At 55.3% G+C, this 25,241-nt stretch carries 28 protein-coding genes; 9 read left to right on the top strand and 19 right to left on the bottom strand.

Annotated features, from left to right (window positions below; genetic code table 11):
• The 3 genes from CKW18_RS20150 to CKW18_RS30130 form a co-directional block, all read left to right on the top strand.
• Positions 1–173 (top strand): integrase core domain-containing protein (locus tag CKW18_RS20150; protein WP_141233127.1); only part of this gene is annotated, 173 nt, incomplete at its 5' end.
• 146 nt (positions 174–319) lie between these two features.
• Entirely contained in the window at positions 320–1,054 is a 735-nt protein-coding gene (locus CKW18_RS20145) for a hypothetical protein (protein WP_141233126.1), read from the top strand.
• A 47-nt stretch (positions 1,055–1,101) separates the two neighbouring features.
• Positions 1,102–1,539 carry a hypothetical protein gene (locus CKW18_RS30130; RefSeq protein ID WP_141233125.1) on the top strand — a complete coding sequence of 146 codons (438 nt, stop codon included), beginning with the start codon at positions 1,102–1,104 and terminating at the stop codon, positions 1,537–1,539.
• 352 nt (positions 1,540–1,891) lie between these two features.
• On the opposite strand, the gene CKW18_RS20140 is transcribed toward CKW18_RS30130, so the two are convergent.
• A complete protein-coding gene (locus tag CKW18_RS20140; protein WP_095190409.1) occupies positions 1,892–2,464 on the bottom strand; it encodes a hypothetical protein in 573 nt (190 codons plus the stop codon).
• A 109-nt stretch (positions 2,465–2,573) separates the two neighbouring features.
• On the opposite strand from CKW18_RS20140, the gene CKW18_RS20135 reads away from it, so the two are divergent.
• The 3 genes from CKW18_RS20135 (at position 2,574) to CKW18_RS20125 (ending at position 3,977) form a co-directional block, all read left to right on the top strand.
• Positions 2,574–2,873: an AlpA family transcriptional regulator gene (locus tag CKW18_RS20135; RefSeq protein WP_095190408.1), complete on the top strand. Its 300-nt coding sequence runs from the start codon at positions 2,574–2,576 to the stop codon at positions 2,871–2,873.
• Positions 2,870–3,490, top strand: a complete 621-nt coding sequence (locus tag CKW18_RS20130; RefSeq protein WP_095190407.1) for a helix-turn-helix domain-containing protein — start codon at positions 2,870–2,872, stop codon at positions 3,488–3,490. The genes CKW18_RS20135 and CKW18_RS20130 overlap by 4 nt, the downstream gene beginning before the upstream one ends.
• Positions 3,491–3,704: 214 nt before the next feature.
• Positions 3,705–3,977: a hypothetical protein gene (locus tag CKW18_RS20125; RefSeq protein WP_095190406.1), complete on the top strand. Its 273-nt coding sequence runs from the start codon at positions 3,705–3,707 to the stop codon at positions 3,975–3,977.
• An 86-nt stretch (positions 3,978–4,063) separates the two neighbouring features.
• On the opposite strand, the gene CKW18_RS20120 is transcribed toward CKW18_RS20125, so the two are convergent.
• From CKW18_RS20120 to CKW18_RS20105, 4 genes are all read right to left on the bottom strand, one after another.
• The gene (locus CKW18_RS20120; RefSeq protein ID WP_095190405.1) at positions 4,064–4,255 is read right to left on the bottom strand and encodes a hypothetical protein; all 192 of its coding nucleotides are present in this window, start codon (positions 4,253–4,255) and stop codon (positions 4,064–4,066) included.
• A gap of 609 nt (positions 4,256–4,864) precedes the next feature.
• Positions 4,865–5,173, bottom strand: a complete 309-nt coding sequence (locus CKW18_RS20115; protein WP_095190404.1) for a hypothetical protein — start codon at positions 5,171–5,173, stop codon at positions 4,865–4,867.
• A complete protein-coding gene (locus CKW18_RS20110; protein ID WP_095190403.1) occupies positions 5,163–5,411 on the bottom strand; it encodes a hypothetical protein in 249 nt (82 codons plus the stop codon). The genes CKW18_RS20115 and CKW18_RS20110 overlap by 11 nt, the downstream gene beginning before the upstream one ends.
• 40 nt (positions 5,412–5,451) lie before the next feature.
• A complete protein-coding gene (locus tag CKW18_RS20105) occupies positions 5,452–5,991 on the bottom strand; it encodes a hypothetical protein (RefSeq protein ID WP_095190402.1) in 540 nt (179 codons plus the stop codon).
• Between the two features lie 100 nt (positions 5,992–6,091).
• Here CKW18_RS20105 and CKW18_RS20100 point away from each other — a divergent pair, with 100 nt between their 5' ends.
• Positions 6,092–6,340 carry a helix-turn-helix domain-containing protein gene (locus tag CKW18_RS20100; RefSeq protein ID WP_095190401.1) on the top strand — a complete coding sequence of 83 codons (249 nt, stop codon included), beginning with the start codon at positions 6,092–6,094 and terminating at the stop codon, positions 6,338–6,340.
• A gap of 323 nt (positions 6,341–6,663) precedes the next feature.
• Entirely contained in the window at positions 6,664–7,221 is a 558-nt protein-coding gene (locus CKW18_RS20095) for a sce7726 family protein (protein ID WP_141233124.1), read from the top strand.
• On the opposite strand, the gene CKW18_RS20090 is transcribed toward CKW18_RS20095, so the two are convergent.
• From CKW18_RS20090 to CKW18_RS20080, 3 genes are read right to left on the bottom strand one after another with little or no spacing between them, the layout of a single operon-like run.
• Positions 7,214–8,278: a beta family protein gene (locus CKW18_RS20090; protein WP_095190400.1), complete on the bottom strand. Its 1,065-nt coding sequence runs from the start codon at positions 8,276–8,278 to the stop codon at positions 7,214–7,216. The two genes, CKW18_RS20095 and CKW18_RS20090, sit on opposite strands and share 8 nt — an antisense overlap.
• Positions 8,271–9,137, bottom strand: a complete 867-nt coding sequence (locus CKW18_RS20085; RefSeq protein WP_095190399.1) for an ImmA/IrrE family metallo-endopeptidase — start codon at positions 9,135–9,137, stop codon at positions 8,271–8,273. Before CKW18_RS20085 ends, CKW18_RS20090 begins: the two co-directional genes overlap by 8 nt.
• Positions 9,137–9,772 (bottom strand): hypothetical protein, encoded by a 636-nt coding sequence (locus CKW18_RS20080; RefSeq protein ID WP_256587026.1) that lies wholly within the window; start codon positions 9,770–9,772, stop codon positions 9,137–9,139. Before CKW18_RS20080 ends, CKW18_RS20085 begins: the two co-directional genes overlap by 1 nt.
• Positions 9,773–10,686: 914 nt before the next feature.
• On the opposite strand from CKW18_RS20080, the gene CKW18_RS20075 reads away from it, so the two are divergent.
• Positions 10,687–11,688: a restriction endonuclease gene (locus tag CKW18_RS20075; RefSeq protein WP_095190397.1), complete on the top strand. Its 1,002-nt coding sequence runs from the start codon at positions 10,687–10,689 to the stop codon at positions 11,686–11,688.
• A gap of 251 nt (positions 11,689–11,939) precedes the next feature.
• Here CKW18_RS20075 and CKW18_RS30635 read toward each other — a convergent pair whose 3' ends face one another.
• The 11 genes from CKW18_RS30635 to CKW18_RS20020 form a co-directional block, all read right to left on the bottom strand.
• Positions 11,940–12,209: a hypothetical protein gene (locus CKW18_RS30635; protein ID WP_095190396.1), complete on the bottom strand. Its 270-nt coding sequence runs from the start codon at positions 12,207–12,209 to the stop codon at positions 11,940–11,942.
• Positions 12,210–12,229: 20 nt separating this feature from the next.
• Positions 12,230–12,820: a hypothetical protein gene (locus tag CKW18_RS20065; protein WP_095190395.1), complete on the bottom strand. Its 591-nt coding sequence runs from the start codon at positions 12,818–12,820 to the stop codon at positions 12,230–12,232.
• Positions 12,817–13,398 carry an RNA polymerase sigma factor gene (locus CKW18_RS20060; RefSeq protein WP_238156163.1) on the bottom strand — a complete coding sequence of 194 codons (582 nt, stop codon included), beginning with the start codon at positions 13,396–13,398 and terminating at the stop codon, positions 12,817–12,819. The genes CKW18_RS20065 and CKW18_RS20060 overlap by 4 nt, the downstream gene beginning before the upstream one ends.
• Positions 13,399–13,427: 29 nt before the next feature.
• Entirely contained in the window at positions 13,428–15,107 is a 1,680-nt protein-coding gene (locus tag CKW18_RS20055) for a VWA domain-containing protein (RefSeq protein WP_095190393.1), read from the bottom strand.
• Positions 15,108–15,193: 86 nt separating this feature from the next.
• A complete protein-coding gene (locus CKW18_RS20050) occupies positions 15,194–15,754 on the bottom strand; it encodes a YbhB/YbcL family Raf kinase inhibitor-like protein (RefSeq protein WP_095190392.1) in 561 nt (186 codons plus the stop codon).
• 404 nt (positions 15,755–16,158) lie between these two features.
• Positions 16,159–16,686 (bottom strand): poly-beta-1,6-N-acetyl-D-glucosamine biosynthesis protein PgaD, encoded by a 528-nt coding sequence (gene pgaD / locus CKW18_RS20045; RefSeq protein WP_095190391.1) that lies wholly within the window; start codon positions 16,684–16,686, stop codon positions 16,159–16,161.
• The gene (pgaC, locus tag CKW18_RS20040) at positions 16,683–18,038 is read right to left on the bottom strand and encodes a poly-beta-1,6-N-acetyl-D-glucosamine synthase (protein ID WP_095190390.1); all 1,356 of its coding nucleotides are present in this window, start codon (positions 18,036–18,038) and stop codon (positions 16,683–16,685) included. Before pgaC ends, pgaD begins: the two co-directional genes overlap by 4 nt.
• A gap of 1 nt (position 18,039) precedes the next feature.
• Positions 18,040–20,037, bottom strand: coding sequence for a poly-beta-1,6-N-acetyl-D-glucosamine N-deacetylase PgaB (gene pgaB, locus CKW18_RS20035; RefSeq protein WP_095190389.1), 1,998 nt, complete (start codon positions 20,035–20,037; stop codon positions 18,040–18,042).
• A gap of 12 nt (positions 20,038–20,049) precedes the next feature.
• Positions 20,050–22,530, bottom strand: coding sequence for a poly-beta-1,6 N-acetyl-D-glucosamine export porin PgaA (gene pgaA, locus CKW18_RS20030; RefSeq protein WP_095190388.1), 2,481 nt, complete (start codon positions 22,528–22,530; stop codon positions 20,050–20,052).
• Between the two features lie 254 nt (positions 22,531–22,784).
• Entirely contained in the window at positions 22,785–24,290 is a 1,506-nt protein-coding gene (locus CKW18_RS20025) for a YdgA family protein (protein ID WP_095190387.1), read from the bottom strand.
• A 292-nt stretch (positions 24,291–24,582) separates the two neighbouring features.
• Positions 24,583–25,218 carry an NADH:ubiquinone oxidoreductase subunit N gene (locus tag CKW18_RS20020; RefSeq protein WP_095190386.1) on the bottom strand — a complete coding sequence of 212 codons (636 nt, stop codon included), beginning with the start codon at positions 25,216–25,218 and terminating at the stop codon, positions 24,583–24,585.
• Positions 25,219–25,241 lie beyond the last annotated feature (23 nt).

Raw genomic sequence — 25,241 nt, 5'->3', positions numbered from 1 at the left:
TCGTGAAGACGATCAAGCGTGACTACGTGGCGCACATGCCCAAGCCGGATCGGGAAACGGCGCTGCGTAACCTGGCGATTGCCTTCGAACACTACAACGAGCAGCATCCGCACAGCGCCTTGAACTACCGTTCACCGAGGGAGTTCAGGCGCTTGGCAGCTGCATCAATTTAACGGAGAGTTGGTGTCCGGTTTTGTAGGGGCAAGTCCAGCGATTGTCCTTGGGTGCCGGCGGTAGATTGGCTGCTAGGCGTAGCGTACTAACGTCAGTTTCTTCACTAGGCGCTAGAAAATTATTCGATTACAGAACCAGAAAAATGATGAGTGATAACAAAAAAATTAATAAGTTTAAGTCGGTGTTGGGGACAGTAGTCGGCGTGGTGAGTGGATTTTTATCCATATTAGGGCTGATTAATGTGCTGGATGATTTGGCCTCCTGGGGGCGATTTGGAAAGCTTCTCATTGAGAAGGCCGAGCTCATTGGGTTGGAAGGTGTCGTTTCATTTTCGCTGTTGGTGATTCATTCGGTATCGGTCTATTGGCGCGACTTCTTATATCCAGTGTTTGACTTCTTTACAGCTTGGCTACCCTTTAAATTTCCATCGTTGCTCAAGGATGTTGTGATCATTGCGTTATTTGTTTGGCTAGGAAAGAAAAGGGCATTTCGCGTGTTTTCCAGGAGTTTGAAGGGTGAGCAGCGGTTGATGTCAAATATCGTTTATAAGTATTTAGTGGCCGGGAATGAGAGGTTTTTATATTTTTCGCCTAGCGACGTAAAGAACTATATTTTGATGCGAGACGCTGACAAGAGTATTCTTGAGTCGCACGAGGTTTCAAACATTGAAAAAATTAACCGGTGTTTTGGGGAGAATGCTGAAGCATTTTCCTACGACGTGCTTACCAATCCTGAGTTGCAAAGCTTCCGTAAGCGTCACATGGATGCACTAAAGCTTTCGGATAGGCTTAAGTTTCTGGTTTACGTTCTGGCGTTTTTCGTAGGTTTATTTCTGTTGCTTGACTACATCTATTTATTGCAGCAAGCTGCTGGTCAATAGGGTCGTAATACATAAATGGAATAATCTAGGCGCAAGGTTTGGTAGTGATGATTAAGCGTGAAAGACTCGACATTGAATGCCGTGCACGCAGCGCCTATTCAACTAAGATATCCTGTGAGTTGTTATCTGAAAAGCTAGTCGTTGGAGTCAATGGACCGCTGCATGAATTTGATATTTATGCCGAGGGGGTGGTGATTGGCGGGGTCAGTACGGGTACATACAACACGTCTTTTGGCAAAACAAACACGGGGGCCCGAGATCGAGCATGTGCAGAGTTATTATGGCTCTCACTGTGGCCCGGACGCGAGTCGTGCGTCCATATACTCACTGATATGCCTCTCGCGACATGGCTTTTGAGGCGATTTGGCAATGCTCCTTTCCTAAAACATATAGATATTTATCATTATGACGTGGCACAGGACTCACTCGCCAAAGTGGGTCGTATTGGAGAAAAAGCGTTTTCCAGTGGCGAGTTTTTAGTCTAAATAGGTCGTGGATAACTCACATTTTAAATAGAGGGAAAATAGGGGTCGTAAACGCAATTAACTGCGATCCAATTCTATTGACTTGTTGTATTTAACCGAATAGCTTCGCACTCTGAGCATAAGTGAAAAATTACCACCGCTATCCGAAATTTAACTTTGAAGACTTTGACTTGATCGCGTTTGGATAAGCAACTGTTCTAGCTCGTTAAATATGTTAACTTTATTTTTGGCTCCCGCCTATTTTTATTAACTTTCTGTCGGGCGAGCGTCCGCTGTTGGCCGAATTCAGTCGGTCAACGACACCCCATATGCTGTTCAAGTCAAATGCAAACGGACGGTCAAGTCCATGCAATTACTCATCTAGGGACAGAACAAGCTCTCTAGTACCTGAGTCGGTTCGCAAGCGAGTAGCCGTAGCCTGATCGCGCTCACGCTGCCCAAGCTGATAAACCTCATAGAAGCACGCGACAACCTGCTCCTTGGTCAGATCAGGAAGCGTTGTCCGGCGCTTGAGGGTGTTCACTATTTTCCGTGCGCAAAGCTGAGCAGCTTCTCGCTCATACGACCGGAAAGCCAAATCGCGGAAAACCCACATGCTGATCCAACCGCTTGATAACGCCCATAACATCAAACGCTGGTAGGTCGACCACGCCATACGTGTATGGCCGCTCAAATACCGTCGGAGAATCCGGCCGTCCGCGTCTTTGAATCCGTAAATTCCCAGCTCCGTCAGCAGAAGCTCAAGGGCCACCCGCGACATCCCCGACTTGCGCAAAATGGCTGAGAACAGGTACTCAAGCAGATCCACGGGGACGCGGACAACAAAGTTCCTCCGGCCCGTTTCCTCATGACGTTTCAGTTCACGAAAAACAAGCTGGAAAGCTTCATCCGGGTCGACATCTGCATCGGGAATGTGTGGTTGCATGGAGCCATTCTTTGGCTAATTCGCGCATCTGTCAAAAAGGTGTCCTAGTGAATCAGCAGTCGCATGGCGAAAGCTGGAGGCATTCCATAGCAGCCGAGTGACAGTCACGATGAGCATCGATTACGAAACCATTCAAAAGATTCAGAAGCTAGCAGATGACGTACTGATCGGCGTTGCCGAGGTGGCTGCATTGACAGGCTTCAGCGCTCTGACCGTGCGTCAGCGCAAATTGCCGGGGCTTGAGCCAGTTCCAGGCCTATCACGCTTGCGATGGCGGCTAGGTGACCTCAGACAGTGGATGCGTACCGGGGCAGTTACATCGGCTCCTCTACTCAAGCAAGCCCCGACCGAAGGACTACATAAAGTCGGGCGTCCTACCAAGAAGGCGCAGGTGGAGGCTCGGAAATGAGTGAGCTGGAATTATCGGTTGATGCAGCCACCGGGCAGGAACCACAGGATCAATTGAAATCCAATACCTACTGGTTTCACATTTTCCAGGCCATGGTGGATCACGAACTGGCAAAGCTGGGACCGTATGCATTTGCGGTTTACTGTGTGATCAAGTCCCACTGCGATCTCAGAACGGGACTGTCGATTCCTTCAATCCCAACCATCGCTCGCAAAGCTGGGATCAGTTCGCGCCAGGCTATGCGTGAGATCAAAACGCTTGAAGCCCGAGGCTACATCAGCAGGACGCGATCCCGTAAACATAACGAATATAAGCTCACGGAAAAAATAGCGATCAGCGACTCGCAAGGCAGACCCAGAGGCCAAGCACAGTGGGAGTACCGCCCAGCCCAGATCAAAAGCACGGTTGAGGAGCTGAAACGTATGCTCTTCAACAGGGAGGCAGTCGGCCAAGGTATTCACATCGAAAACCTACAGATCATCGAGAACCAGACCAACATTGGCTTCCAGATCAGCCAAGCTGACTTGGACCATTTGGCCGAGAGCAATCCGGACATCTACACCAAGCTGCTGTCTATCCGGAACTCGATCCGGGAGCGCAAGGCGACCAAAACATGAGTTATACACAGGACCGCCAGTCACGTGACAGGGTGGCATGCATGCGCTCACTTCAGGTGACTGTGTGACATGTGTAACCTGATTTGAGGTGACACAGAGTCACTCATACAAGAAGAGAAAAAACCATATCAGTTGGAACGCCATTACCGCTCGCGACCCAACAAGATCTAGGAACGCGGCAAGCCATGATAACGATCAGCAGGAGGTCTCAACGATGATCCAACCATCAGATGCTCATAGACTGGAAATCGCCCAGGACGTCTTGGGTTGCTTAATAGCGCTCCGTTCCGAGTCGATTTTCTACGAGCGGAAGAAAGCCCAGCCGAATGCTGAAATCATCAGCCAGTGGAAAGCAGAGCGGAACACCCTCTTCGACCTGACCCGCAGTTTTAACTGTAACGACCGGGATACCATCGAGAATGTCATCGCGACCTATGGCCCCTCTGCCAGAGCTCTGTTTGATCAGGAAGGTAGTCTCAGCAGCTAGCCCTGCGCACCTGCGACCCAAAGTGCGTATCAGTTAAGGCGTTCCACTTTTACTGACATGCGTTTAGCCGCCCTGAGATGCTGCACTCAATCTGAATCGGGCAGCGTGCAGGGTCTTGCAGGCTTTGACTCGGGAATGAGCTCAGGTATCAGCTTGAGCTCCCCCGCATAGACCATGAGGGTTCCGCACCTGGTGAACGGCTTACCACCGTTCATCGCATCTACAGATTTCCGTCGCAGTGCAAGCGACCACATTTTCTTCAGCCAGCTTTCACTCATAGCGTTTACTCCAGGTATGGATGACGTATCCAGATTTGCCTACCGAATGCCTCCCTCAGCATCACCAGATCTACCTTTCCCTGTGCTACCAGATGTTTTTCTCTTCTTTACCCGAGTGATCCAGGCCCAGTCACCAACGGCAACTGCGCGCACTTCACAATACCGACACCATCACAGCCAACGCCCTGCTTTGTACAGAGTAGTGTTGCGGTATTTTCTGAAAATTGCCGCGCTCACTTCGCAAAATATTTTGATAATCAATTTTGTGAGGCCGATGGCGTCTGATTCTTGTGTTTATCGAGTCATTGGACGATTCCCCTGCCCCCTCCCCAAGGATGCTTTTATTGATCAACGACTAAGAAATCCAGCACCTACGTGCAGACAACTTTTCTGACCAAAATCGTCCACAACGGCTGCAACCATTTGGTGGATAAGAACTGGGACAGGGTAGGGTTTGTACTCCCGCCATGAATCGCGTACGTACAACCGGCAACGCGGCAGTCGTTTCACTCCCTTGCTTTGCCTACCTTACCTGCTCAGGGCAAGCCCCGAGACCCCACTGCGGCCAATGGCCGGAAAATTTTGGTGGAATCCGCTCCCGTCGATGGCTTACAACTCGGTAGAGATGGCCTGCAGCGCAAGAACCTCATGCTCTGCAAGCCCTAGCCTCCGCTGCGCCAATCCGAAGGGCGAAATGAGTGCCTCATGCTCGACTATTTGCTGTTCAAGCAACCGCCCTAAAAGTAGCAGCACTCCCTGCGCTTCGAGTGCGCGAAGCTGCTCCGGAGAGTTAAACGCCCAGCGGTCGAGAATCTGCCAACCGTATGCATGATACGAAGTGGATTGGCGGACAGACTCGATGGTCGTAGCCGCCAGGACGCCAGACGCGATTCTCAATGGCGTGTGGTTAATCAGCATGGGCAGATTCCCTTTGTCTTAGGCAATTGATCATTCGTGTGTTCTGCGCAATGGAAGAGGTTCTGAAGCCGCCTTTGCGCCTTAGCTCTCGAATGTGAGCGAGCGAAAAACCGAGAGCGGATAGGACGGCAACCTCGTCAGAAGCCAGCGCTTGATTGGCCAAACGCATGGTGGCGTTAGCTAGCTTCAGTTGAGCGATATCTACCTGCCAAACACTGCCTGCGGTTACGTCGGTCATCGGGCCACTCCGAATGCTAAATGAAGGCTCCATCATCCAGCTAAGTACTGAAGATTGAATGCAGCCGTGCCTCCGTATTGGTCACGTCCGCCGTTTTAAGCGCGAGGCTGAACGTCGGAATAGTCAAATCGCTGGTCAACAGCTCCAATCGATGGTTGCTCTTGCCGACTGGAAGGATGCGCCAGGATCGAATCTCATCCAAACGGAAGAGATGACCATCCTGACCTACGGGGTAGGCCAGCAACATTTTCGATTGCAGGTCGACACCAACGTAGGCGTCATTGATCTTCGCGAACACTTCTACCTGCGGATGGAACCCTTCAGCCTGATAGCCGGCGACCATTCTCCTCAGCTTTGCGGCATAGCTCAGGTTGACACGGGAGAACAGCCATCCGCCCCCGACGAAGTAGAGACCCAAGACCCAGAACAGCCAACGAATGGCCGGGTCTTCGCTACTGGTCAAACCTAGAAAGAAAGGCAGGTTGAAGCCAGAAAAAACCACCACGACCAGCAAAAGCGCACCCACAGGCAAACACCCGACGGCCCATGCTACGCGAAACAACTCCCAGATAAGTCTCATGCAGCCTCCTAAACCAAACGTGCACAGATAAAATAACTGAAAATCAGATATCCCAAAAGCAGATATAGCGTGATCAGCCGAACGTTGCCAGGACACGGCTATGACCAAGGCTATTTATCGACGCGAGCACGTGATCTTTTTGCAGGTGTTAAAGCGCATGAGGGTTGAATCAGGCATGACCCAAGCCCAGTGCTCTGCCGCGCTGGGAAGGCCGCAATCGTTCATGAGTGATGTGGAGAGAGGGGTGCGGCGGTTGGACACTGTCCAATTACGTGATCTATGCCTAGTTTTACGAAGTGATCTTACAAGCTTCTCTGCCGTCTACGAGCATGCTTTGAGAGAAAAATAAGCCGCCGCGGTCCTGCCCGTTGGTCGTCTTGTTAAAAGCATCGTACATTCTCAGCGTGTCGGGCGACGATCAGAGCATTGCTTGTTCCGAGCAGGTAGAGTGAGTGATCCGGACTCAGGCATTGAGCTCAGCGCATGCAAAGCCCAGTGACTCGACGCCAGAGAGATTGAGAAAGTACTCGACCGCGACAAGTCAGCTCTGCGCACCTAACATCCGCTTTAGAGAATAGGTGCTCAGTGGCGTATAGTGGCGGCGGATGCAGAGCCGGTTTGTGTTTCGACGAGGCGTTTACCGATGTTGATACTTCAGCTAGAACTTTTATTATGAGCTTAAAAGACAAACATATTCGCTTCGCTTTGAAGCAACATCTGTTAAAACGACGGCCTGCGGCATCGAAGATTCTTGAGGAGTTACGCATTCAGAATGGAAACGCGATAGCTGACGTTGTTGCTTTTTATAAAGAAATGCACTGCTATGAGATTAAAGGTGAAACCGATAACGTAAGCCGCTTAACAAGACAGTCTGGATTCTACAACCTAGTATTCCCAAAATTAACAGCGGTAATAACCAAAAACCATCTAAAGTGGGCAGAAAATAATCTTCCGCCATATTGGGGAATAATTCTTGCCAGTGAGCATGGACCAGACGTGATACTGAAGTATCAGCGAGGAGCGAAGCTTAATCCCCAATTTGACAAAGAGATGGCACTCATGACTCTCTGGAAGGACGAATTAGTAAACATAGCCAAGAACTCAACAAACCTTAAAGTAAAGACGTCACATACCAGGCAAGAACTGGCATCAATTATAAGTCCATTATTAAGGAAAGACCTCACCCTAGACTTAGTAAGAGACGCCATCTTGTCCAGACAGGCTATATAGTATTGACGATATACGTAATGTGAGCGCAAAGCATTCCTTTTATCCAAGAGCCTTGCGACCCCGCCTTAGCAGGCTTTTTAGCCGACAAATAACTCCGATCATGAATATACTTGTCCCCGTACGAGTACGTCATAGTACGGTAGAAAGCCTCTGGCACTATCATATCGGCTATATCAAAAAACTGGTTGTTCCCTTTAGGATTGGTGTGTAACGAGCTACCTCGCAAGATAAAAAAACTATCTGCATAAGGATAAAAAACTTTAGGGGTAGACACTAGCCTAAGCAGCTTAGGATCTAAATCGGCATCCGAATAGTCGGGACTAACGACTCCATAATCACCGAACTGCACTGGAAACTGCGACACAACTCTATTCCAGAGAAGCTTTTCATTCCGGTGCACATGCAACTGCTTACTCGTCCCTATAAGCCCTGCTATGTTTGAAGGGATTATTGATCCAGAAACTATAAGATTCCCGTAACTGAAATCTTTAGTGAATCCATCTAAAAAGCTATTAACAATAGCAAAATCGCTATTTACGTCAGATATTACACGCAGATCCAAAAGCAGATGCACCTCAGTAACGTTGTACTTAGCGATCTCGCCATATAGACTTACAACGTCTGACTTGGTTAGCTTGTAGCTTTCAATGTCCTCTCTTTGAAGGCGGATAGCAACCTTCCCACCTTTCTTTGCTAAATATGAAAATGCCGCAGTATTGTGATTTGCGTTTCGATCAAGCGCTAAAACCGGGATGGGATTGAAATTAAAAAATCTTGACAGGATGTATTCATACTGATGCATTCCGTTCAAGTGCACGTCATCATCGATATCATGGTTATCTATGTAAAATTCAATTGCATGTTTTTCTTCATATAAATTTTTTAAGCATTTCAACCCCATATCAATTCGCTTTATGATACCTGCCTCTGACTGTATTTTTGTTGTTCGAGGTATATCAAATAAAGGGCGAATTTGCCCAGCTATATGACTAGGAAGCTCTTCTAACGCTTTCGCCTCATTTAGCTTTAGCTTCAAAAACGGGGAATACTTAATCATTTAATCCTAGCTCGCTTCTCACGTCCATGAAATTTACAAGCTCAGAGTACAGGGTCCACTGCCCCGTCCTATGCCGAATCATACCAGCGGCGATTGCTGGGTGACATTCAGCCTCATTGCTCAGCTCAACGACTCTCTTTAAACTTCCCTGGTTAAGCATTATTTTTCTAAGAACATTACGCGGAATAAGCGAATCAGTAGCCAAACGATTTGCTTCGACTTCGACTTCACTGTCTGACACTTGATCAAAGTCATCAACAATAGGAGAATCTAAACTTTCATAATGCAGGACAATATGCGCTAACTCATGACTCAACGTGAACCAAAAATTATCATATCTGTTATATCTAGCACTTATCCCTATTACTGGCACACCATTTATTAGCTTGAAAACGCAGCCATCAAGCTTCATAGCGGGCAAATACTTCTCTACCACTAATATTATGCCGTAGCGCTCAGCCAATATCTCAGGTAGTTTGGTTATCATGCTTGGATCTTGGCTGAGCCGAGTAACATCTCGCAGATCTTTCTCGGTAAAAGCAGCCGGAAATGCGATGTCTCGATTCAAGCACAGACTGGTCGCCCTATCCTTTACAAGTGCTAACCACACTAATGCTAGTGCGTCATTTGCAGTTTCCGCTTTCCTATACAGGGTACTACTGCCTGAAGTAGATGAAATTGCGACTCGTAAGAGGAAATCATCAAGACTTTCATTCGGGAGGGTCCGCCCCCTGAGCACAGAAGGTTTACACCGATTTTTAAGCTCTGAAAAAACCTTGAACACGCTCGATGCAGATCTACTAAGGCCATGCAATACCGCAAAATCTTGCTCTTGAGCCATTTCTTTGTCATCGGACATTATGCAGCCCCCGCTATTTTGGCAGCAGTAGCAGGGCAGGCTTCAAAGTACACTAGGTTCTCTTTGTCTGGATCAGCTGGAAACTCCGTCATACCTAAGCCGCGATAATAACGCTCAGCGGTCGGAAGCGAATGGAGACAAAATCCATGCCTATAACTTAGCGTGTCTAGAGCGAATTTCGAGACAAAAGAGATTAAACGGCTCCCCACCCCTGAAAACCTTCGGGTGTAGCCAGGACGATCTCTATTGCTATACGATGCGGCGATATAATCGATATAGAAAATATTATCTCCATCAAATCGACTTTGCTTAGGGTGGTATACAACACAGGCACCTTGAACATGCCCCTCGGCCATAAATAAAAACCAAATATAGTCGTCAGATTTGCAGTGAAAAGCTTTTGCTGTCCAATCCCAGTTCAAGTCCGCCAAGTTATAGCGCAAAAGCGTTTCCTGAGCAAAATGTTCATCATCCAACTGAGCGCCATATTTGGCTATGATCTCTTTAAGCACAATTGATTTTTCTGCCTGCCAGTCGGCCTGCATTTTTATAATTGCTCCCAGCTGGAACCCCGATGTAATTTCGTACTCGACCTGCATGCCTGTGTGATTGCAAAGAATAGTTTTTGCCGACATCTCATTGCCTATATTAATTCCGTTTAATTACATAGCGAAATTATCAAAACCATCTATAAAATGGTATGAAATACGCGATGAGAATATTACTAAAGCTTGAGTTCCCTACCTAGCCAGCTATTCTGCGCTGGTGATTATAGCGCATCCAGCATAGCTCCGCACACACGCCAAGAATGGGATCACCATAAAGACACCTAAGTCATGACTGACTCTATCCATATGATTTCGTTGAGAATTTTATTGCCAGCTATTTGCTTTCGCGCCATATGATGCGGTTGATGATGAGACAGGAAAAAATAAGAGAGAGGATTGCTTTGCAGGATGAGCCTCAACGAATTTAAGGCTGGGCAAATGAATTCGGTCAGCAGCCTTATTGGGAATGTCCACCCGCTGTAATACAGTCCTTCATACGAGGTAGATGGAAGCTGATGCGATGAGTCGCAGATTTTGATTAGACGCCACAAATTTGCCACACTCACCCCGCTAACCGGGGCGAAAACCCGCTAACATCAGCTAACACAACCCATTGATTTCCCAGCTAATCCCCGCTAACGTATTGATTCTAAACGTCGACTTTTAGGACTCCGAAGGCAGGGGTCATGGGTTCGAATCCCGCCTGGTGCACCACGAATAGAAATGAAAAAGCCCCGGACTGTGATGGTCCGGGGCTTTTTTGTGGGCGTTGGTTTTTTCTGGCAAATGATTACGCAAGGCTTGGACAGATGGGGCAGTTGTCAACTTAGAGTTGACAACTGCCCCAGTCGACGGATTAAACGTCATCTATGGAATCTTCGGCATTTGCCGCCCATGACTGAAGCTTCTACCTTACTCTGCGATTCTTGCGATTGCGCTACGAGATGCCGGTCGGGAAAAACTAGCAATCGCATACGAAACTCAAAAACCAAGGAGGTGATATGACCAAAATGTGGATGATCCGTGGCGAGTCTGGTCGCCTGTACGATGATTTCCGTGAGCGCGGCGTGGTCGCAATCGGATGGTCACAGCTCGCACCGCTGGCGAAGCCCGGCATGTCGCGCAAGGAAGTCACTCGCCTCTATCAAGACATTGAGCCCAACATCAAACCCGGCACAGCCATATCAGGTGCATCGCAGGTTTGGCGCTTTATCAATGAAATTCAGCCCGGCGATTGGGTCGTTACTTACTCTCCCGCCAACCGCACCTATCTCGTCGGCAAGATCACCGGTGATTTCAAACATAACCCTGATTTGGCCGACCTCGGCATGTCACTGACACGACCAGTGCAGTGGATCGATCAAGAAGTCGACCGCGACAGTCTCACCTCGGCGAGCAAAAACAGTCTCGGCTCAACACTTACGGTATTCGTCGTTCCAGACTTCGCACTGCAAGAACTAAAAGCGATGGCAGCTGGAAACAAGCCTCCTGCGCTACCGCCAGTTGAAGAAGAATATCCGGATAGCGATCCGCTGGCAGGTATGGAAAGTCTGGCGCTTGAACGTATCAAGGATTTGATCAGCGCCCTGCCGTGGGACGATATGCAGGACCTTGTCGCCGGGATTTTGCGAGCGATGGGTTACAAGACACAGGTTTCTCCAGCCGGCCCTGATCGCGGCAAAGACATCATCGCTTCGCCGGATGGTTTCGGATTCGAGAATCCACGAATCATCGTGGAAGTTAAGCACCGCAAAGAGCAGATGGGCAGTCAGCAGATCCGCAGCTTTCTTGGTGGACGGCATAAGGATGATCGGGGGCTCTATGTCAGTACTGGTGGTTTCAGCAAGGACGCTTACTACGAAGCTGAGCGAGCCAACGTGCCGCTGACGCTTTGGACGCTGGATAACCTGGTGCGCGCGTTGATTGAACATTACGGGCAGACGGATTCGGAGACCAAGCGGTTGATACCGCTAAAGATGACGTACCTGCCTGTTGCTGTCTGACACGCTGATGTTCTAACTCTCGAACGATACCCGACCAGAGTTTCCAAACTGGGCAACCATCAAGTAAAACTTGACGGTTCGAGCCTGGTACTTGAGTCGGGTCAGGTAGCTTCTTGGGAAGTTTCTGAGGTGGTTTCTTGGGTAGTTTCTTGGGTAGCCCCAAGAAACTCGACAGTTGTTTTTCTAGCATCACTGTCCGACCACCCCCAGCACTCAGTAGTTTGACGGTGGTGGAGCTCCACGGTTAACCGTCACTCCGTCGTCCAGTCAAACTCGTCGTAATCCTCATCCTCCGCGTCTTCCCCCTCATCCTCCTCAAAGACGTCCTCTTCCTCAAGCACATCCTCTTCCTGCTGGCTCAGCAGAAATTCCTTACGCGCTTCAGTAATCGCGCGCCGCATGTCCTCACCCTTTTGCGGGCAATTGAGGAGTTGGGCGATGCGGTCGATTTTTGGTGCCACGGTGTTCTCCAGCGATTCAGCTATGGCCCGATAGTGCGCGTTTTTGCGGGGCAATGCCAAATGGCTGGGCGAACAGGCGGTCAGTTCTTCTGGATTTTTTCCAGTAGGGCATCAAGGTCTGCGTTCGGGTAGCGTTTGTGCAGGTTGTTGAACAGTGCATCGGCCGCTTGTGACTGGCCGGACTCGCGCAGGCGCAGGACTTCGCGCAGTTGGGCGTCGAGGCCGTTGGCCGGGGCGGCAGCGCGTTGGCTGGATTGGGCTTCGTCGACGAGGATGGCTTTGCTCTGCATTGGCGCGGTCATGTCCACTATCGGCGCGGGGCCGGAAAAGGCGCCAGCAGGAGCAGCGAATGCTTCCGGTGCTTGTTCGCGCGCCATGGGTGCGGCGGGTTTCGCAGCCGGGGCATAGTCGAATTGCGGCTGCGGCTCGGGGGCGCGTTGCACCAGCGAGAGCATCAGTGCGACGCCGACGAGGCTGGCGAAGGCGACTTGCCAGCGCGGTTTGCGGCAGGTGTCGAGCCAGCGTTGCCACAGGCTTGATTTGCGCACATGCGCTTCGCGGTGAGCAGCGTTGAGGATGAACGCATCAAGGTGCGCCGGCGGTTCAGCATTGTGCTGTTCGCGCACATGTTTGATCACAGGATCTTCGGGTGTCTGGCGGGCGTCAGTCATGTCAGTACCTCCTCTGCCAGCAGCCGACGCAGTTTTTGCTGGGCGTAGCGCAAGCGGCTTTTGACGGTTTCCAGCGGCGTGTCGGTAAGGCTGGCGATTTGTGCCAGGTCGAGGTCGCCGTGGGCGCGCAGCAGGAACACTTCGCGCTGGTCGGCGGGCAGGGTTTGCAGGGCGGTTTCCAGGCGCTGACTGTTGCGGCTGAGGCTCAGCAACTGTTCGGGATCGGTCGCCTCGTCGCTGACAGCGTGCGCTTGTTCGTCGTAACTGTCGTGCAGCGGTTGATGGGCGCCGTGCTTGCGCCAGTGGTCGATCAGGCGGTTGCGGGCAATCTGGAACAGCCATGTACGAAAGGTCGCCCGGCCTTGTGGCTGACTGGCGCTGCGGATCAGGCTCAGCCAGGTTTCCTGGAAGACTTCGTCGGCCATTTCCGCTTTGCCGCTCAAACCGAGCAGAAATCGATAAAGGCCCTGACGATGACGGGCGTACAAGGTCTCGAACGCCGCGCCGTCGCCCTCGCGATAACGCGCCAGCAGCGATTCATCGCTGCTGGCGGCCGGGCTGTCGGGCGACGCAAACAGCTGACTGATGAAGCCTTTCAGACGACTCACTATTCAATCCGTCGCTCAGTGGCCAGTGCATTCGATGCGGTTGAAGTGCGCAGGCTCTGCGCCAGTTCGACCAGTTGCACAAACTCGTTACGCAGGCCAAAACGATCATCGCCCCGCGCGCCACGGGCCAGCGCTTCGGTGTCTTTCAAGCTGAAGTCGCCGGTATAGCGAGCGTCCTTGAGTTGCTGGGAAAACGCAGCGACGGCGGCGGCAAAGCGCAAATCCTCGCTGGCCGTTGCGACTTGATTGGCAATCGGCCGCTCGATCAGCAGACTTTTCCCACCTTCGGGCTGTTGATAACGCACACGCAGCATCGCCAATTCCCCGTTCTTTTCGGCAACAGCCGCACTCGATTTGCCGTAGCGCAGCGGTTCCAGCCAGCCCTTCTCGCCTGCCGGAACAATTTCATACAGTGCGGTCACCGTGTGTCCTGCGCCGATTTCGCCGGCATCGACTTTGTCATTGCTGAAGTCCTCACGCTTGAGCGCACGGTTTTCGTAGCCGAGCAGGCGATATTCGCTGACCTGCGCCGGGTTGAATTCCACCTGCAATTTGACGTTTTTCGCCACCACGGTGAGGGTCGAGCCGAGTTGATCGACCAAGACTTTGCGCGCCTCGCGCAGGTTGTCGATGTAGGCGTAATTGCCATCGCCGGCATCGGCCAGTTGTTCCATCAAGTGTTCATTGTAGTTATCCACACCAAAACCCAGGGTGGTCAGGGAAATACCGGTTTTACGTTTATCCACAGCCATTTGTTTAAGGCTGTCGAAGTCGCTGACGCCGACGTTGAAGTCGCCGTCGGTGGCCAGGAGGATACGGTTGATGCCTTTGGGGATAAACGCCTGTTGGGCCATTTGATAGGCCAGTTCGATGCCCGAGGCGCCAGCGGTCGAGCCGCCTGCGGTCAATTGCTCGATGGCGGTACGAATCCTGGCTTTTTCCCGTCCGGAAGTCGGCTCCAGCACCACGCGGGATTCGCCCGCATACGCCACCAGCGACACGCGATCCTGATCACGCAACTGATCAACCAACAACTTCAGTGTGCTTTTGACCATCGGCAGCCCATCGCGGCGATCCATCGAGCCGGATACGTCCACCAGAAACACCAGATTGGCCGGAGCCAGTTCGGCCACGGCGCGGTCGGAAGCCTTGATGCCGATGCGCAGCAGCCGCGTATGCGGATTCCACGGTGAAGCCGCCAGTTCGGTGGTCACGCCAAACGGCGAGCCGTCGCTGGGCAATGCGTAGTCATAGGGGAAGTAATTGACCATTTCCTCCAGCCGCACCGCACCTTCCGGCGGCAGGCGTCCCTGATTCAGCAGGCGGCGGACATTGGCGTAAGCGCCGGTGTCGACGTCGGCGCTGAAGGTCGAAACCGGCGTTTCGGCGACGCTGTGGATGGGGTTGTCGACCAGTGCTTGATATTGCTCGCGCTGCTCGTCGCGATAGCCTTGTGGATAACTTTCACCCGCGGGCATCGCTGCGTAACTGGCAAGCAGAGCCGGGCGAACACTGCGCTTGGCCATCGCACTGTCGGCCAGAACCGCCTCATGTTGAACCGTAGTCTGGGCCGGCGCGGGGACAGCCACGGATTCCGGATTGGACGAAACACCGCAACCGGCGATGGCCAACAGCACGCCGACCGCAGCAGGTCGCAGAAAAGGCAGGGAACGGTACATGGGGGCTGACCTCGGGATGAAATTGATCATTCATCCACTGAGACGGGCAGCCCTTTCAGATCGGGTTAAACGCGCTGAAAAAAATTTCAGCGGTGATAACGTCGCACCGCACTGCTGTTGCGCAGCACATGACCTTTGATTTTTTCCATCAGCTCGGCACGCGTCAGGCCAGCCGGCAATGCGTCCGGCGCCAGATCCAGTGCGTAGATCTGGATGATGTAGTGGTGCGCGCTGTCACCCACCGGTGGGCACGGGCCCATGTAATGGGTGTTGCCCTTGCTGTTGGTGCCGCCAACGCCTTCGAAGGCGGATTTGGCGCCGACACCGGCCGCAATCTGGTGAGTCGTGGCTTTGATGCCGTAGTGAATCCAGTGATCGACGCCCAGGCCTTTCTGCCCATCCGGGTCGTGCATGACGATTGCGTAGCTCTGGGTACCGGTTGGGCCGGCGTTCCAGCTCAGGGCCGGCGACTGGTTCTTGCCGCCGCAACCGGCCGCATCGCTGGCCGCTGCCGAGGTGAACAGACGGTTATCGGACACGCCAGGAATGCTGAGGGTGAAACGCTCCTGGGCCTGCGCCGGAAACTGCACGCAAAGGGTAACGGCAGCGGCCGCCAGCCAAGGGTTGAGAGAGGTCAATCGGGTCATTCCGGGAGCACCTTGTGCAGTGAGGCCGTCGTCGGCTTGCAAACTATAGCTGTACCGTTCGTGCCTTGGCAGTGGCAATTGGCTGAACCTCGCACTGTTGCGCCAACATCGGTCTGTTTGGCAGAAACGGTGTGGGGGTCGCCGCCGTGGCCTGCGAAGAAGAGCGGGCCATGGCGATACTGGCCGAGCGAATGAAACAGCCGCTACCGATCACAGGGACCTGACAGTTGATTCGCGAATTCAGGTCATCCGGTTGACCGGCTCACGGTTACCTGATCGTTCCCACGCTCCTGCGTGGGAACGCAGCCAGTGACGCTTCGCGTCACTGGACGCAGAGCGTCCCTAGAGGCATTCCCACGCAGAGCGTGGGAACGATCAAAGGGGATGCGCGATCTTCAGTTCATTTATCGGGTCAGCGGCTCACGATTATCGTCGTCTTCGGCATGCAAGAAGATCACTCGCGGGTGCTCCAGCGGTGCCAGGGGTGGCGGCAATTCACCCTGCTGCACCGGCCAGAAATGCGTCACCACATTACTGATGTCGCCTTCCTGATCGTTGTGAATGGTCATCACCCCCGGGGTGCGTAGCTTCTGCAAGCGGTCATCGCAGAGTTTGAAACTCTTGCTCAGGCCCTCATCATCGACCACCGGCGCCGGCAGTCGGCGCTGGGCGAAGCTGCGGCTTTTGCGGTGCTGGTAACGCGCCCAGGCGATGAGGATCACCGCATTGACCACCGCCACCCACAGATAAATCTGCAAGGTGCCAAGCGCATCAAACGCTGCGCGATCGATCCGCGCTACACCCTCAAGGGGTTCGATCAGTGGCCACAAACCTCGCACCAACAGATACAGCAGACCAACCCAGGCGATAACGGTGAAGATCACATCGATCACGACCAGAAACGGCCGTTGGCGAGTCCTGATGATTCTCATTTGATGACCTCCTCTTCGTCGTCCCCGATCGGCTTGATGCCACGGTCAGGGCTGACCCAGCGCGCACGCTTCTGATGTTGGCCAAACAGCACCTTGGGAAAACTGACCAGCGTGGTCAGCAGGCTGACGAACCAGAACGCAATCGGATACCAGACCACCCAGAACATGGTCTTGCCCAACCCCGGCTCGTAGCGCCGGTCAATGATGATGCTGACGGCAAACTGCACCAGGCAGACAAACGCCAGCAACAACCCGGTAAACGCCGGCGGCATCAGGTGATCCACCGCGATGGCTTCCGGCATGACCACAAACTTGCCGACGCCCCAGAAGATCACCGACAACAGGAAAGTGAAGGCCCAACCGGTCGACAGGCAATACTCGAACAGCAGCGGCCACAGGTATCGATGGCGGTACTGCCAGATCCCGCGAATGTTTTTGAACAGCACCTCGGCGCCGCCCTGCGCCCAGCGCAGGCGCTGCTTCCACAGCCCACCGAGGGTTTCCGGCATGAGGATCCAGCACAGCGCGCGCGGCTCGTAGAAGATGCTCCAGTGATCGAGTTGCAGCTTCCAGCTGATGTCGATGTCTTCGGTGATCATGTCCGGGCTCCAATAGCCGACCCGGTGCAGTGCCGTGCGACGGAATGCGACGATCACGCCCGACACCGTGAAGATCCGCCCGAACACCCGTTGCGTGCGTTTGATCAGACCGATGATCGACGAGAACTCACCGACCTGCACCCGCCCGACCAGTGTCGAGCGCGTACGAATCCGTGGGTTACCGGTCACCGCGCCCAATCGTGCATTGTCGAGCATCGGCGCGACCAGATAGGCCGCGGTGTTCGGCGCCAGCAGCGCATCACCGTCGATACACACCAGATACTCACTGCGTGCCGCGATGGCGCCCATGCGCAGGGCGACTGCCTTGCCCTGGTTTTCCGCCAGGTGCAGCACCCGCAGGCGTGGGTCTTCCTTGGCCAGCCTGTCGAGCACTTCGGCGGTGTTGTCCTTGGAGCCGTCGTTGATCGCGATGACTTCGATGTTCGGGTAATGCTGCGCCAGCGCCGCATGGATGGTGTCGGCAGCGTTGTCGCCTTCGTTGTAGCAAGGGATCAGGATCGAGATCAGCGGCTCACCCGCCAACGGCGGCGGCAGGGTGTCGTCCTTCCATGGCCAGTGGCGTTCCCAGTGCAGCCAGAAATACAGGCCACCGGCAATCCACAACCCGGACATGAACAACGGGTAGAAGAACACGAAGTCCATCAGGAACTGACCGGTAACGAGGAAAATCAGTCCCAGCGGCACGCCGAGGACGAGCGCCAGAACAAGCAGGGCTAACAGTCTATCCAGCATGTCATGGGTTCCATTTATTGGAGAGCGCAGGCCGAACGGTTTTCAGGTCCGGCAAGTTGTCGAGAAAGTTGTCCGGGTAGTAACCAAAACTGGTCGCGCCCTGACGCTTGAGGCGACCCATCCAGTCGGCCAGATGCGCGCCATCGATGTCGGCCTGATCCTTTTTCGTCCAGTCACGGGCCTGCAATTCGAACACGGTGCGATTCAGGGCTCCGGGGCGTTTGCTGACGGTTTGCACCAGCGTTTCCAGCCATGGACCGGACTGTTCCTGCGTCTGTTTTTCCATCAGTGGCATGGCCATCGGCGCCGTCCAGTCATAGGTGGCGAGGAAGTCGTCGAGGTTCTGTGCGTACCATTCTTCGCTGTGTGGATTGAGCATCGGCTCGGCGAAGATGTTGCGCGCGGTCTGCACCTGCGGGCCACGAATGGCGCGGACTTTGGCAGTGAGCTCGTTGGTGAAATCGATCAGGTAGCGGCTCTTGAACCGCGTCCAGCGCTGCATCGCCGCCGGGTCATCACGCAGTGCCGCGATCGAAGCCGGCAGGCCGTTGGCGGCGTATACCTTCAGGGCTTGCGGGCCGGCATCTTCGAAGTCCGAGAGCACTGCATCATCGTGGTAAAGGATGCCGTCGACCGAGGTCAGGCGCGCCACGTCTTCGTAGATTTCGCCGATGATCCGCCGGACCTCCGGATCGAACGGCGACAGCCGTTTGTACTGATCAGGAGCCACCGAGGTGATACCGGTTTCCGGGTCCCAGCGGGTGACGCGCGGCAGCTTCGAGTCGAGGCCGAAACTCAGCACCGGCATCCACGCAAAAACCTTCACATGAGCACGGGTGCGCAGTTGCCAGGCGACGCGGTCGAAAATATCCGCACGGACCGGTAAGTGACGGTTGGGGAAGTACAGCGAGTGCACCAGACCGTCGCCCTTCGGATCGGCGAAGGCTTGCAGGAACACTGTGTTGGCGCCCATGTCAGCCATGCGCTGCACCAGTTTGCCGAGGTTGATGTCCTGCTGCGCCGGGTCCGGGTCGTAGACATTGTCCAGATCGACATGCACCACGCGCATGGCGAAATCCGCCTGCGCCGACACAATGCTGTTGGCGAAATGCGTGCCGTCAGGATCGGAGGCGACGAGGAAGCGCGGGCTGCTCATCAGGTTGTCGAGGGCATCGAGACCGTCGTCGAGGGTCAGGGCCATTTCGTAGCCCTCCTCGCCCACCACGGTCAGCGAAGTGCCGTCCGCCGCCCCGTACGGCCAGACCCATACCCGCGGTTTGTAACCGGTGGCTTTGCGGATTTTTTCCGAGATGTTGTTTACGTCGGTGCGAATCCGCGCCTGGAAATCGGCCTCGGATTCATAGCGTTTGCTCACCGGATCGTAACGGCGGGTCGCGGCGGCGGGCTGCAGGTTGCCCTGCGGGTTGGCAAGAATGCCTTTGTGGTTGGCGTCGGTGTGGGCGGCGATTTCCACCAGTCCGGACTTGGAGATCTCGCGCACCTGATCCCAGGTCAGGAAGTCGGAGCGCGCTCGCGGGGCACCGGCAAAATCCACCGGCTGATTCAGCGGTGTGTCGACCCAGGTGCCGACCGGCGCCAGCAGTGCGTGCCAGTTGTAAGCGCGCAGCACCGGCAGCACACGGGTGTAGAAACTCGAATAGCCATCGTCGAAGCTGAGCAGAATCGCCTTCGCCGGCAGCTCCGGGCCACCCTTGCGCGCGGCCATGATCTGATCGACCGTCACCGGTTTGTAGCCGTTTTCCCGCAGCCAGGCGAGCTGCTCGATCATGCGCTCGGTGCGCACCGCCACCACGGCCTGATCGGGGTCACGATCCTCGACATCGTGATAGGCGATGCCCAACACATGGTTTTTCGGCCACGGTTTTTCGCTGGCCGCCACCGGGCGCTCGGACGGAGGGGCGAAGGCCGGGGCTTGCTGGGCGCAGGCGCTGACCAGCAGCGCTCCCAGCAGAAGGATGAAACGCGAAATAAAGGGCATCTTCAAACTCTTCTAGAAGCGGAAAGTGAGGTCGACGAGCAGACGCAGATCGGTCTCCCGATCACCGTCGTAGGGCCGGTTGATCACACTGAGCAAACCGCCCACCTCGAACACGTCGTTCCAGGCATAACGCTGGCCGTAGCCGAGCAACGCCATGCCGCCGGTACCGTGATCACGCTGGCTGTACGTTCCCGCACCGGCCTGGAATTGCTGGCTCCAGGACGTTTCGTAGCGGTGGTAGAGGACGTGATTGACGTTGACCAGCGGCATCACGCTGAAGTCGGATTTGGGATTGAAGTACGGCACGTCATCGGATTTGGAGTTGTGACTGGTGCCGACTTCCAGCCCCGCGTCGACCTGCACGTTCGGCGCGCTGTAAACGCCCTCGCGACCGGTGAGCAAGGCTTCGACGCGATTGTTGCCGTCACTGAAGTGCGACGGACTCACCGACAGCCGCCACTCGCGGCTTTCGTTGGCGCGCCAGCGGATGAACCCGCTGCCGCCGTTGGCCTTGATGTCGCTGTTGAGCGCACGCAACGGCGTCTCGGCCGACAGGTATTCGAGGCTGCCGCCGTACTGCCAGTGGTCGTTGATGTCGCGGGCGATCGCCAAACGTGCGCCCTGTTTGTCGCCGAAGCCGTAATTGTGATTGGACACTTCGGCTTCAAGCGTCATGTCACGAGTGCGACGCTCCAGACCGACACGCTGAAAACGGTGATGGCCGGTGCCTTCGGCGAAGTCGCCGGTGGCATATCCCGCGTCGGCGAACACGCGCCAGTCTTCATTGATCGGTGGACTGTACAGGGTGGTCTGGATACCGAAATCGCGGCTGCCGCTAACCGCTCCGGCGTTACCACTGCCGCCGCCGTTGGCCTTGCCGCCGTAGGCTTCGACGCGCAATTCGGACATGTCATGGACTTCACGCTCGCGGGCCAGACGTTGCACCTGACGGTTGTCCGGATAGCGCGCCACCACGTCGTCGGTCAGCGCGTCCATCTTCCGCCATTCTTGCAGCTCCATGGTGGTGCGTGCCTGAGCGATTTCCAGGCCCATGTCGCGCGGCGTCATGCTCTCGGTTTCCTTGAGCTGCATCTCGGCGCGGCGCGGCCAGTTGCGGGCCAGGTACAGATCGGCCTGGGCCAGCCGCAAGCCGATATTGCCCGGCGCCTGATCGACCAACGTCTGCAAGCGCTCCTCGCCGTGGGGCAGGTCGGAACCGTAGGTCCCGGCCTGCGCTGCGAGTTGTTGCGCGTCCATCCATTCGTCATTGGGGTTGCCGATCGGCAAGCCTTTGAGTTCGATGCGTGGGCGCTGGGCCTTGGCTGCATCCTCGGCGACTTTGCGCGCTTCATCGGCGCGGTCGCTTTCCAGCAGCGCGTAATACAGTGCAGTGGTGTCTTCGAGGCGATCACCGACATCCGCGTCCGGCGCCGCCAGCACCTGGCGATAGAGGTCAGTGGCGATTTCCGGCTGACGTTGATCGAGATAAGACGCCGCCACCCAACGCAAGGCGTAGGTCGGAATCTTCACGCCTTCGCCTTGCAGCTTCTGGTATTCGCTGATGACGTCGGCGGTGCGCGCGCGAGCCTTAAGCGCGCCCATGCGGTCGATGCGCCAGCGGATCACGTCGTCGTGAGCGCTGGCGTCGGGCGTCCAGGTCGCGAGCAATTTGTCGTAGTCGGCCAACGCGCGGTCGGCAATCACATAACGTTCTTTTTCGCTGCGGGTGGCGAGTTCGGCAAGGCGCACGCGCTCGGCGGCCAGGTCGCCTTCGAGGCGGCGCAAAGTGACCGGATCGATCAGGCCCGGACGCTGATTGGCCAGGCGCAGCGCCGGTTCCGGCAGACGCGCTTTTTGCAGGGCGACCACGTATTCGCGGGCAACTTCCGGTTTGCTCCCGGCGCGGATGAACGCCTGATCGTATTCGAACAGGGCGTCATATTGCTTGCCGGCACGGTTGAGCGCGTAGCCAAGGGCCAGACGACGGGAAGGATCATCGGGTTTGGCCGCCACCAGCGCTTTGGCCCGAGTGACTGCTTCGTCGGGCTTGCCGGCGTCAGCCTGAGTCAGGGCCAGGCCCAGTTGCAGGTCAGCGTTGTCCGGTTCCAGCGCCAGGGCCTTGTTGTAGACCTGGGTCGCCTGATCCCAACGCTTGAGGTTGCGATACGCGCGAGCGGTGGCGGTCAGGGCCTGAATCGGCAGCACGCGGTCACGGCCCTGGGTTTCATAGACCTGCACCACTTCGGCGTCGAGCCCGGCCCAACTGGCGATTTGCAGGTGATCGCTGATCTGCCCGGTGGTCGCCTGAGCCGGCGGCACCTGGCGCAGCACAGTCAGCGCAGGCGTGGTTTGCCCGGCACGGGCATCCCGCACCATCTGATCGTAGGGTGTGTCGGCAAACGCCAAGGCTGGCCAAAGCAGTTGGCTGCACAGTGCGACTCGAAACAAAGGGCGTAAACCACGATGCAATACGGGAACATCAATACGCGGCATTCGTCAGCATCCTTACATGGCCAGCCGGGTCGCAATGCCCTCCTTGCCCATTCGTAACGGGGCCGAGCCAGGAACGCTCAGCCAAGCTTAGTCAGGCAGTCTTGCATGCAAGCGTGGGCCAGTATCGAGAACACAATAATTGTTCAGAATCGTGGTACCGGCTGAGCCGGGATGCCGAAAAGCCGAACGCCAGACAGCAAAACGCCCGGCGTCTGCGGGTGCAGAGGCCGGGCGTTTCTATTAAGAGCGCAGTATTACTGCACTTGCGTGACGCCCGCGAACTTGCTCATCAGGAAGCCGACGAACTGCTCGACGGTCATCTTCTGGCCGTTGAATTCCACCTGATTGGCGGCGTAATGCAGCTTGGTCACGACGTTGGTGCCTTCCACGGTCGCCAACTGCGAGCCAACAGCCATGCCGGAGAACATGTCGGCCGCGCCGGTAGCCCCATCGACGATGGCTTTGGCATCGGTCTGACCATCGAGCTGCGCCTGCACGCTGAGCAGATCAATCAGCATCGGCTTGGACACGGTGATGTTGAGGTCGAGCAACGCGATCAGCTGTTTGCCCAGTTGATCCGGCGGCAGATCCATCGATTGCGGTTTGGTCAGGTCGACCACCAGATTGGCGCGGCTTTCACCGTTGGCGGTTTTCAGCGAGAGATTTTCCAGCGCCACTTGCGGGCCTGCGGCCAGCAGTTTTTGCAGATCGGCTTTGACCTGGGCCGATTCGGCTTCGGTGAGGTTCAGTTCCGGTGCCGGCAAGCCGGCGGCGGTGGCTTCGGCGGCGGCTTTTTCGTACGGCTGCAATTTGGTCTGGTAAATCTGCATCAGCGACATCGTCGACGGAATGTCGAGGTTCTTCAGGCTCATGGCCATGCTGGCCGAACCGATTTTCTTGTCGTTGAGGGTGACTTCACCCACCTGATAGTCAGCACGGCCGGACGCATTGCTGCCGTTCTCTTCGGTGAGGTTCTTCATTTCGAAGTTCTTCACGCCGAGCACCGATTGCTTGGTGCCGAAGGTGGTTTTGCTTGTGGTCAGTTCCAAGGTGTTGCTGCCGGTGTAGTAGCCGTAGCTGCTCTTGGCGAGGTTGCTGGCCACGGTCAGACCGTTGAGTTCGATCTGTACCGGCGCCTGATCTTCAGCCACGGTCACCAGTTTCAGGCTGTCCATGTAGCCGTCAGCCTTGACCTTTTGCGCCTGGGCGCTGGCGGAGATGTTCAGGGTCAGGCCGGAGAATTTCAGGCTCGACTGCTCATCCAGCGCGGTTTCGAACGGCAACAGGTCGAGGGTGCTGGTGGTGGATTCGTCGTAACCGATGTTGGTCACGCCTTTGAGCGGCGCGGCACCCTTGGTGGCGGCGAACCATTTTTCGGTGGCCGGGCTCTTTTCCAGCTCGTAGTTGCTGGTGGCCATGACCGGTAGCCATTTCAGCGACACCAGACGCGAGAACGGCAGCGGGCCATGCTCGATATGGTCGACAAACAGCAGCTCGACCGGTGCATCGCCGAACATCTCGCCTTCACCTTTGAGGCGATAGTGCGCGGTGCTGGTGAAGGTGTGACGCTCCAGCGACACCAGCTCCAGCGACGCGGTGCCGTTGGAACCGGCCATCGCGGTTTGCAGCTCTTTATTGGCATTGCTGACGGCGTTGTTCAGTACGCCCTCGATCTTGGTCCCGGTGTACCAGGCCCCGCCTGCACTGATCGCGCCGATGGCAACGACAATTCCGAGAAGCACGCCTGCTGATTTATTCATGAATGACCTGATCGATTTCCGTGGCTGAATAGTTGGTCGTCTTCCCTGAACCCGTGACCGGGTTACGGCTCGACTCCGCTTGAATTAGCGGTGGAGATTAGCACCGGGCGCGGGAGACGGCCCAATGTTTAAAGGTGAAAGAGTGTCTATGGGGAGTGTGGACAGTCGACAGGCGGGAAGAGTTTCGGTGTTTTTCAGTCCGCCTTCGCGAGCAGGCTCGCTCCCACAAGGACAACACTGTACCTGTGGGAGCGAGCCTGCTCGCGAAGGGGCCAGATGATTCAGCCAAAAATCAGGAATACTGAACCTCGATCTCATCGAGTTGATGATCAAAGCTCTTCAGCCGCGCCGTCCAGGTATACACCAGCACTTCAAAATCCCGATCGATCACCGCCCCGCCCGGCCCATCGGCGCGCGGGTCGCAGAAATCCAGTTGATAACGCTCACGGGCCATGGCTGTGGCGACGTCGGACAATTCACGGGCATTGTTCAGCCATTGCCAGCTCTCGCTGTCGATTTGCTTGTCGAGTTCCAGGCATTGCTTCTTCAGCGCTTCGAGGCTTTTTTCCAGCGGCGTGCCGGTGAGTTCGCCCATGACTTCGGCGAAGGTGCGGCCGGGTTGCCAGTAGCTGCCCCAGAAATACCGGTCGAACACGGTTTCGACCTTGCGCAGGGCGACTTTGGTGTCCCAGATCAGCACCAGGGTTTTGCCTTGTTCGAGTTGTCGCTTCTTCACCCGCTGAACCTGCAGCGACGCCCAGGCCACCACCACGATTGCCATGACCGCGATCAGCGCGACGGCGCTGTCGAGGAACACCATGGCCTTGTCGATCTGGTGGGCCAGCATGATGCCGTAGAAATAGGTGGCCGAGAGCAGCACCAGGGCTACGAGGGCGCACCAGAAGCCGAGAGCGTAAGGGTTTTTCATTATTGGTTTCCCCTAGACCAGCG

This window comes from Pseudomonas sp. Irchel 3E19 (genome assembly GCF_900187585.1).
GTDB lineage: Bacteria > Pseudomonadota > Gammaproteobacteria > Pseudomonadales > Pseudomonadaceae > Aquipseudomonas > Aquipseudomonas baetica.
Note: the sequence above shows the minus strand (reverse complement) of the source record. Positions and strands in the feature narration are given on the sequence as shown.

What these genes read in the sequence shown, in the direction of transcription:
- CKW18_RS20145 (WP_141233126.1), top strand. Translation starts at nt 320, where the DNA reads ATGAGTGATAACAAAAAAATTAATAAGTTTAAGTCGGTGTTGGGGACA.
- CKW18_RS30130 (WP_141233125.1), top strand. Translation starts at nt 1,102, where the DNA reads ATGATTAAGCGTGAAAGACTCGACATTGAATGCCGTGCACGCAGCGCC.
- CKW18_RS20140 (WP_095190409.1), bottom strand. Translation starts at nt 2,464, where the DNA reads ATGCAACCACACATTCCCGATGCAGATGTCGACCCGGATGAAGCTTTC.
- CKW18_RS20135 (WP_095190408.1), top strand. Translation starts at nt 2,574, where the DNA reads ATGAGCATCGATTACGAAACCATTCAAAAGATTCAGAAGCTAGCAGAT.
- CKW18_RS20130 (WP_095190407.1), top strand. Translation starts at nt 2,870, where the DNA reads ATGAGTGAGCTGGAATTATCGGTTGATGCAGCCACCGGGCAGGAACCA.
- CKW18_RS20125 (WP_095190406.1), top strand. Translation starts at nt 3,705, where the DNA reads ATGATCCAACCATCAGATGCTCATAGACTGGAAATCGCCCAGGACGTC.
- CKW18_RS20120 (WP_095190405.1), bottom strand. Translation starts at nt 4,255, where the DNA reads ATGAGTGAAAGCTGGCTGAAGAAAATGTGGTCGCTTGCACTGCGACGG.
- CKW18_RS20115 (WP_095190404.1), bottom strand. Translation starts at nt 5,173, where the DNA reads ATGCTGATTAACCACACGCCATTGAGAATCGCGTCTGGCGTCCTGGCG.
- CKW18_RS20110 (WP_095190403.1), bottom strand. Translation starts at nt 5,411, where the DNA reads ATGACCGACGTAACCGCAGGCAGTGTTTGGCAGGTAGATATCGCTCAA.
- CKW18_RS20105 (WP_095190402.1), bottom strand. Translation starts at nt 5,991, where the DNA reads ATGAGACTTATCTGGGAGTTGTTTCGCGTAGCATGGGCCGTCGGGTGT.
- CKW18_RS20100 (WP_095190401.1), top strand. Translation starts at nt 6,092, where the DNA reads ATGACCAAGGCTATTTATCGACGCGAGCACGTGATCTTTTTGCAGGTG.
- CKW18_RS20095 (WP_141233124.1), top strand. Translation starts at nt 6,664, where the DNA reads ATGAGCTTAAAAGACAAACATATTCGCTTCGCTTTGAAGCAACATCTG.
- CKW18_RS20090 (WP_095190400.1), bottom strand. Translation starts at nt 8,278, where the DNA reads ATGATTAAGTATTCCCCGTTTTTGAAGCTAAAGCTAAATGAGGCGAAA.
- CKW18_RS20085 (WP_095190399.1), bottom strand. Translation starts at nt 9,137, where the DNA reads ATGTCCGATGACAAAGAAATGGCTCAAGAGCAAGATTTTGCGGTATTG.
- CKW18_RS20080 (WP_256587026.1), bottom strand. Translation starts at nt 9,772, where the DNA reads ATGTCGGCAAAAACTATTCTTTGCAATCACACAGGCATGCAGGTCGAG.
- CKW18_RS20075 (WP_095190397.1), top strand. Translation starts at nt 10,687, where the DNA reads ATGACCAAAATGTGGATGATCCGTGGCGAGTCTGGTCGCCTGTACGAT.
- CKW18_RS20065 (WP_095190395.1), bottom strand. Translation starts at nt 12,820, where the DNA reads ATGACTGACGCCCGCCAGACACCCGAAGATCCTGTGATCAAACATGTG.
- CKW18_RS20055 (WP_095190393.1), bottom strand. Translation starts at nt 15,107, where the DNA reads ATGTACCGTTCCCTGCCTTTTCTGCGACCTGCTGCGGTCGGCGTGCTG.
- CKW18_RS20050 (WP_095190392.1), bottom strand. Translation starts at nt 15,754, where the DNA reads ATGACCCGATTGACCTCTCTCAACCCTTGGCTGGCGGCCGCTGCCGTT.
- pgaD (WP_095190391.1), bottom strand. Translation starts at nt 16,686, where the DNA reads ATGAGAATCATCAGGACTCGCCAACGGCCGTTTCTGGTCGTGATCGAT.
- pgaC (WP_095190390.1), bottom strand. Translation starts at nt 18,038, where the DNA reads ATGCTGGATAGACTGTTAGCCCTGCTTGTTCTGGCGCTCGTCCTCGGC.
- pgaB (WP_095190389.1), bottom strand. Translation starts at nt 20,037, where the DNA reads ATGCCCTTTATTTCGCGTTTCATCCTTCTGCTGGGAGCGCTGCTGGTC.
- pgaA (WP_095190388.1), bottom strand. Translation starts at nt 22,530, where the DNA reads ATGCCGCGTATTGATGTTCCCGTATTGCATCGTGGTTTACGCCCTTTG.
- CKW18_RS20025 (WP_095190387.1), bottom strand. Translation starts at nt 24,290, where the DNA reads ATGAATAAATCAGCAGGCGTGCTTCTCGGAATTGTCGTTGCCATCGGC.
- CKW18_RS20020 (WP_095190386.1), bottom strand. Translation starts at nt 25,218, where the DNA reads ATGAAAAACCCTTACGCTCTCGGCTTCTGGTGCGCCCTCGTAGCCCTG.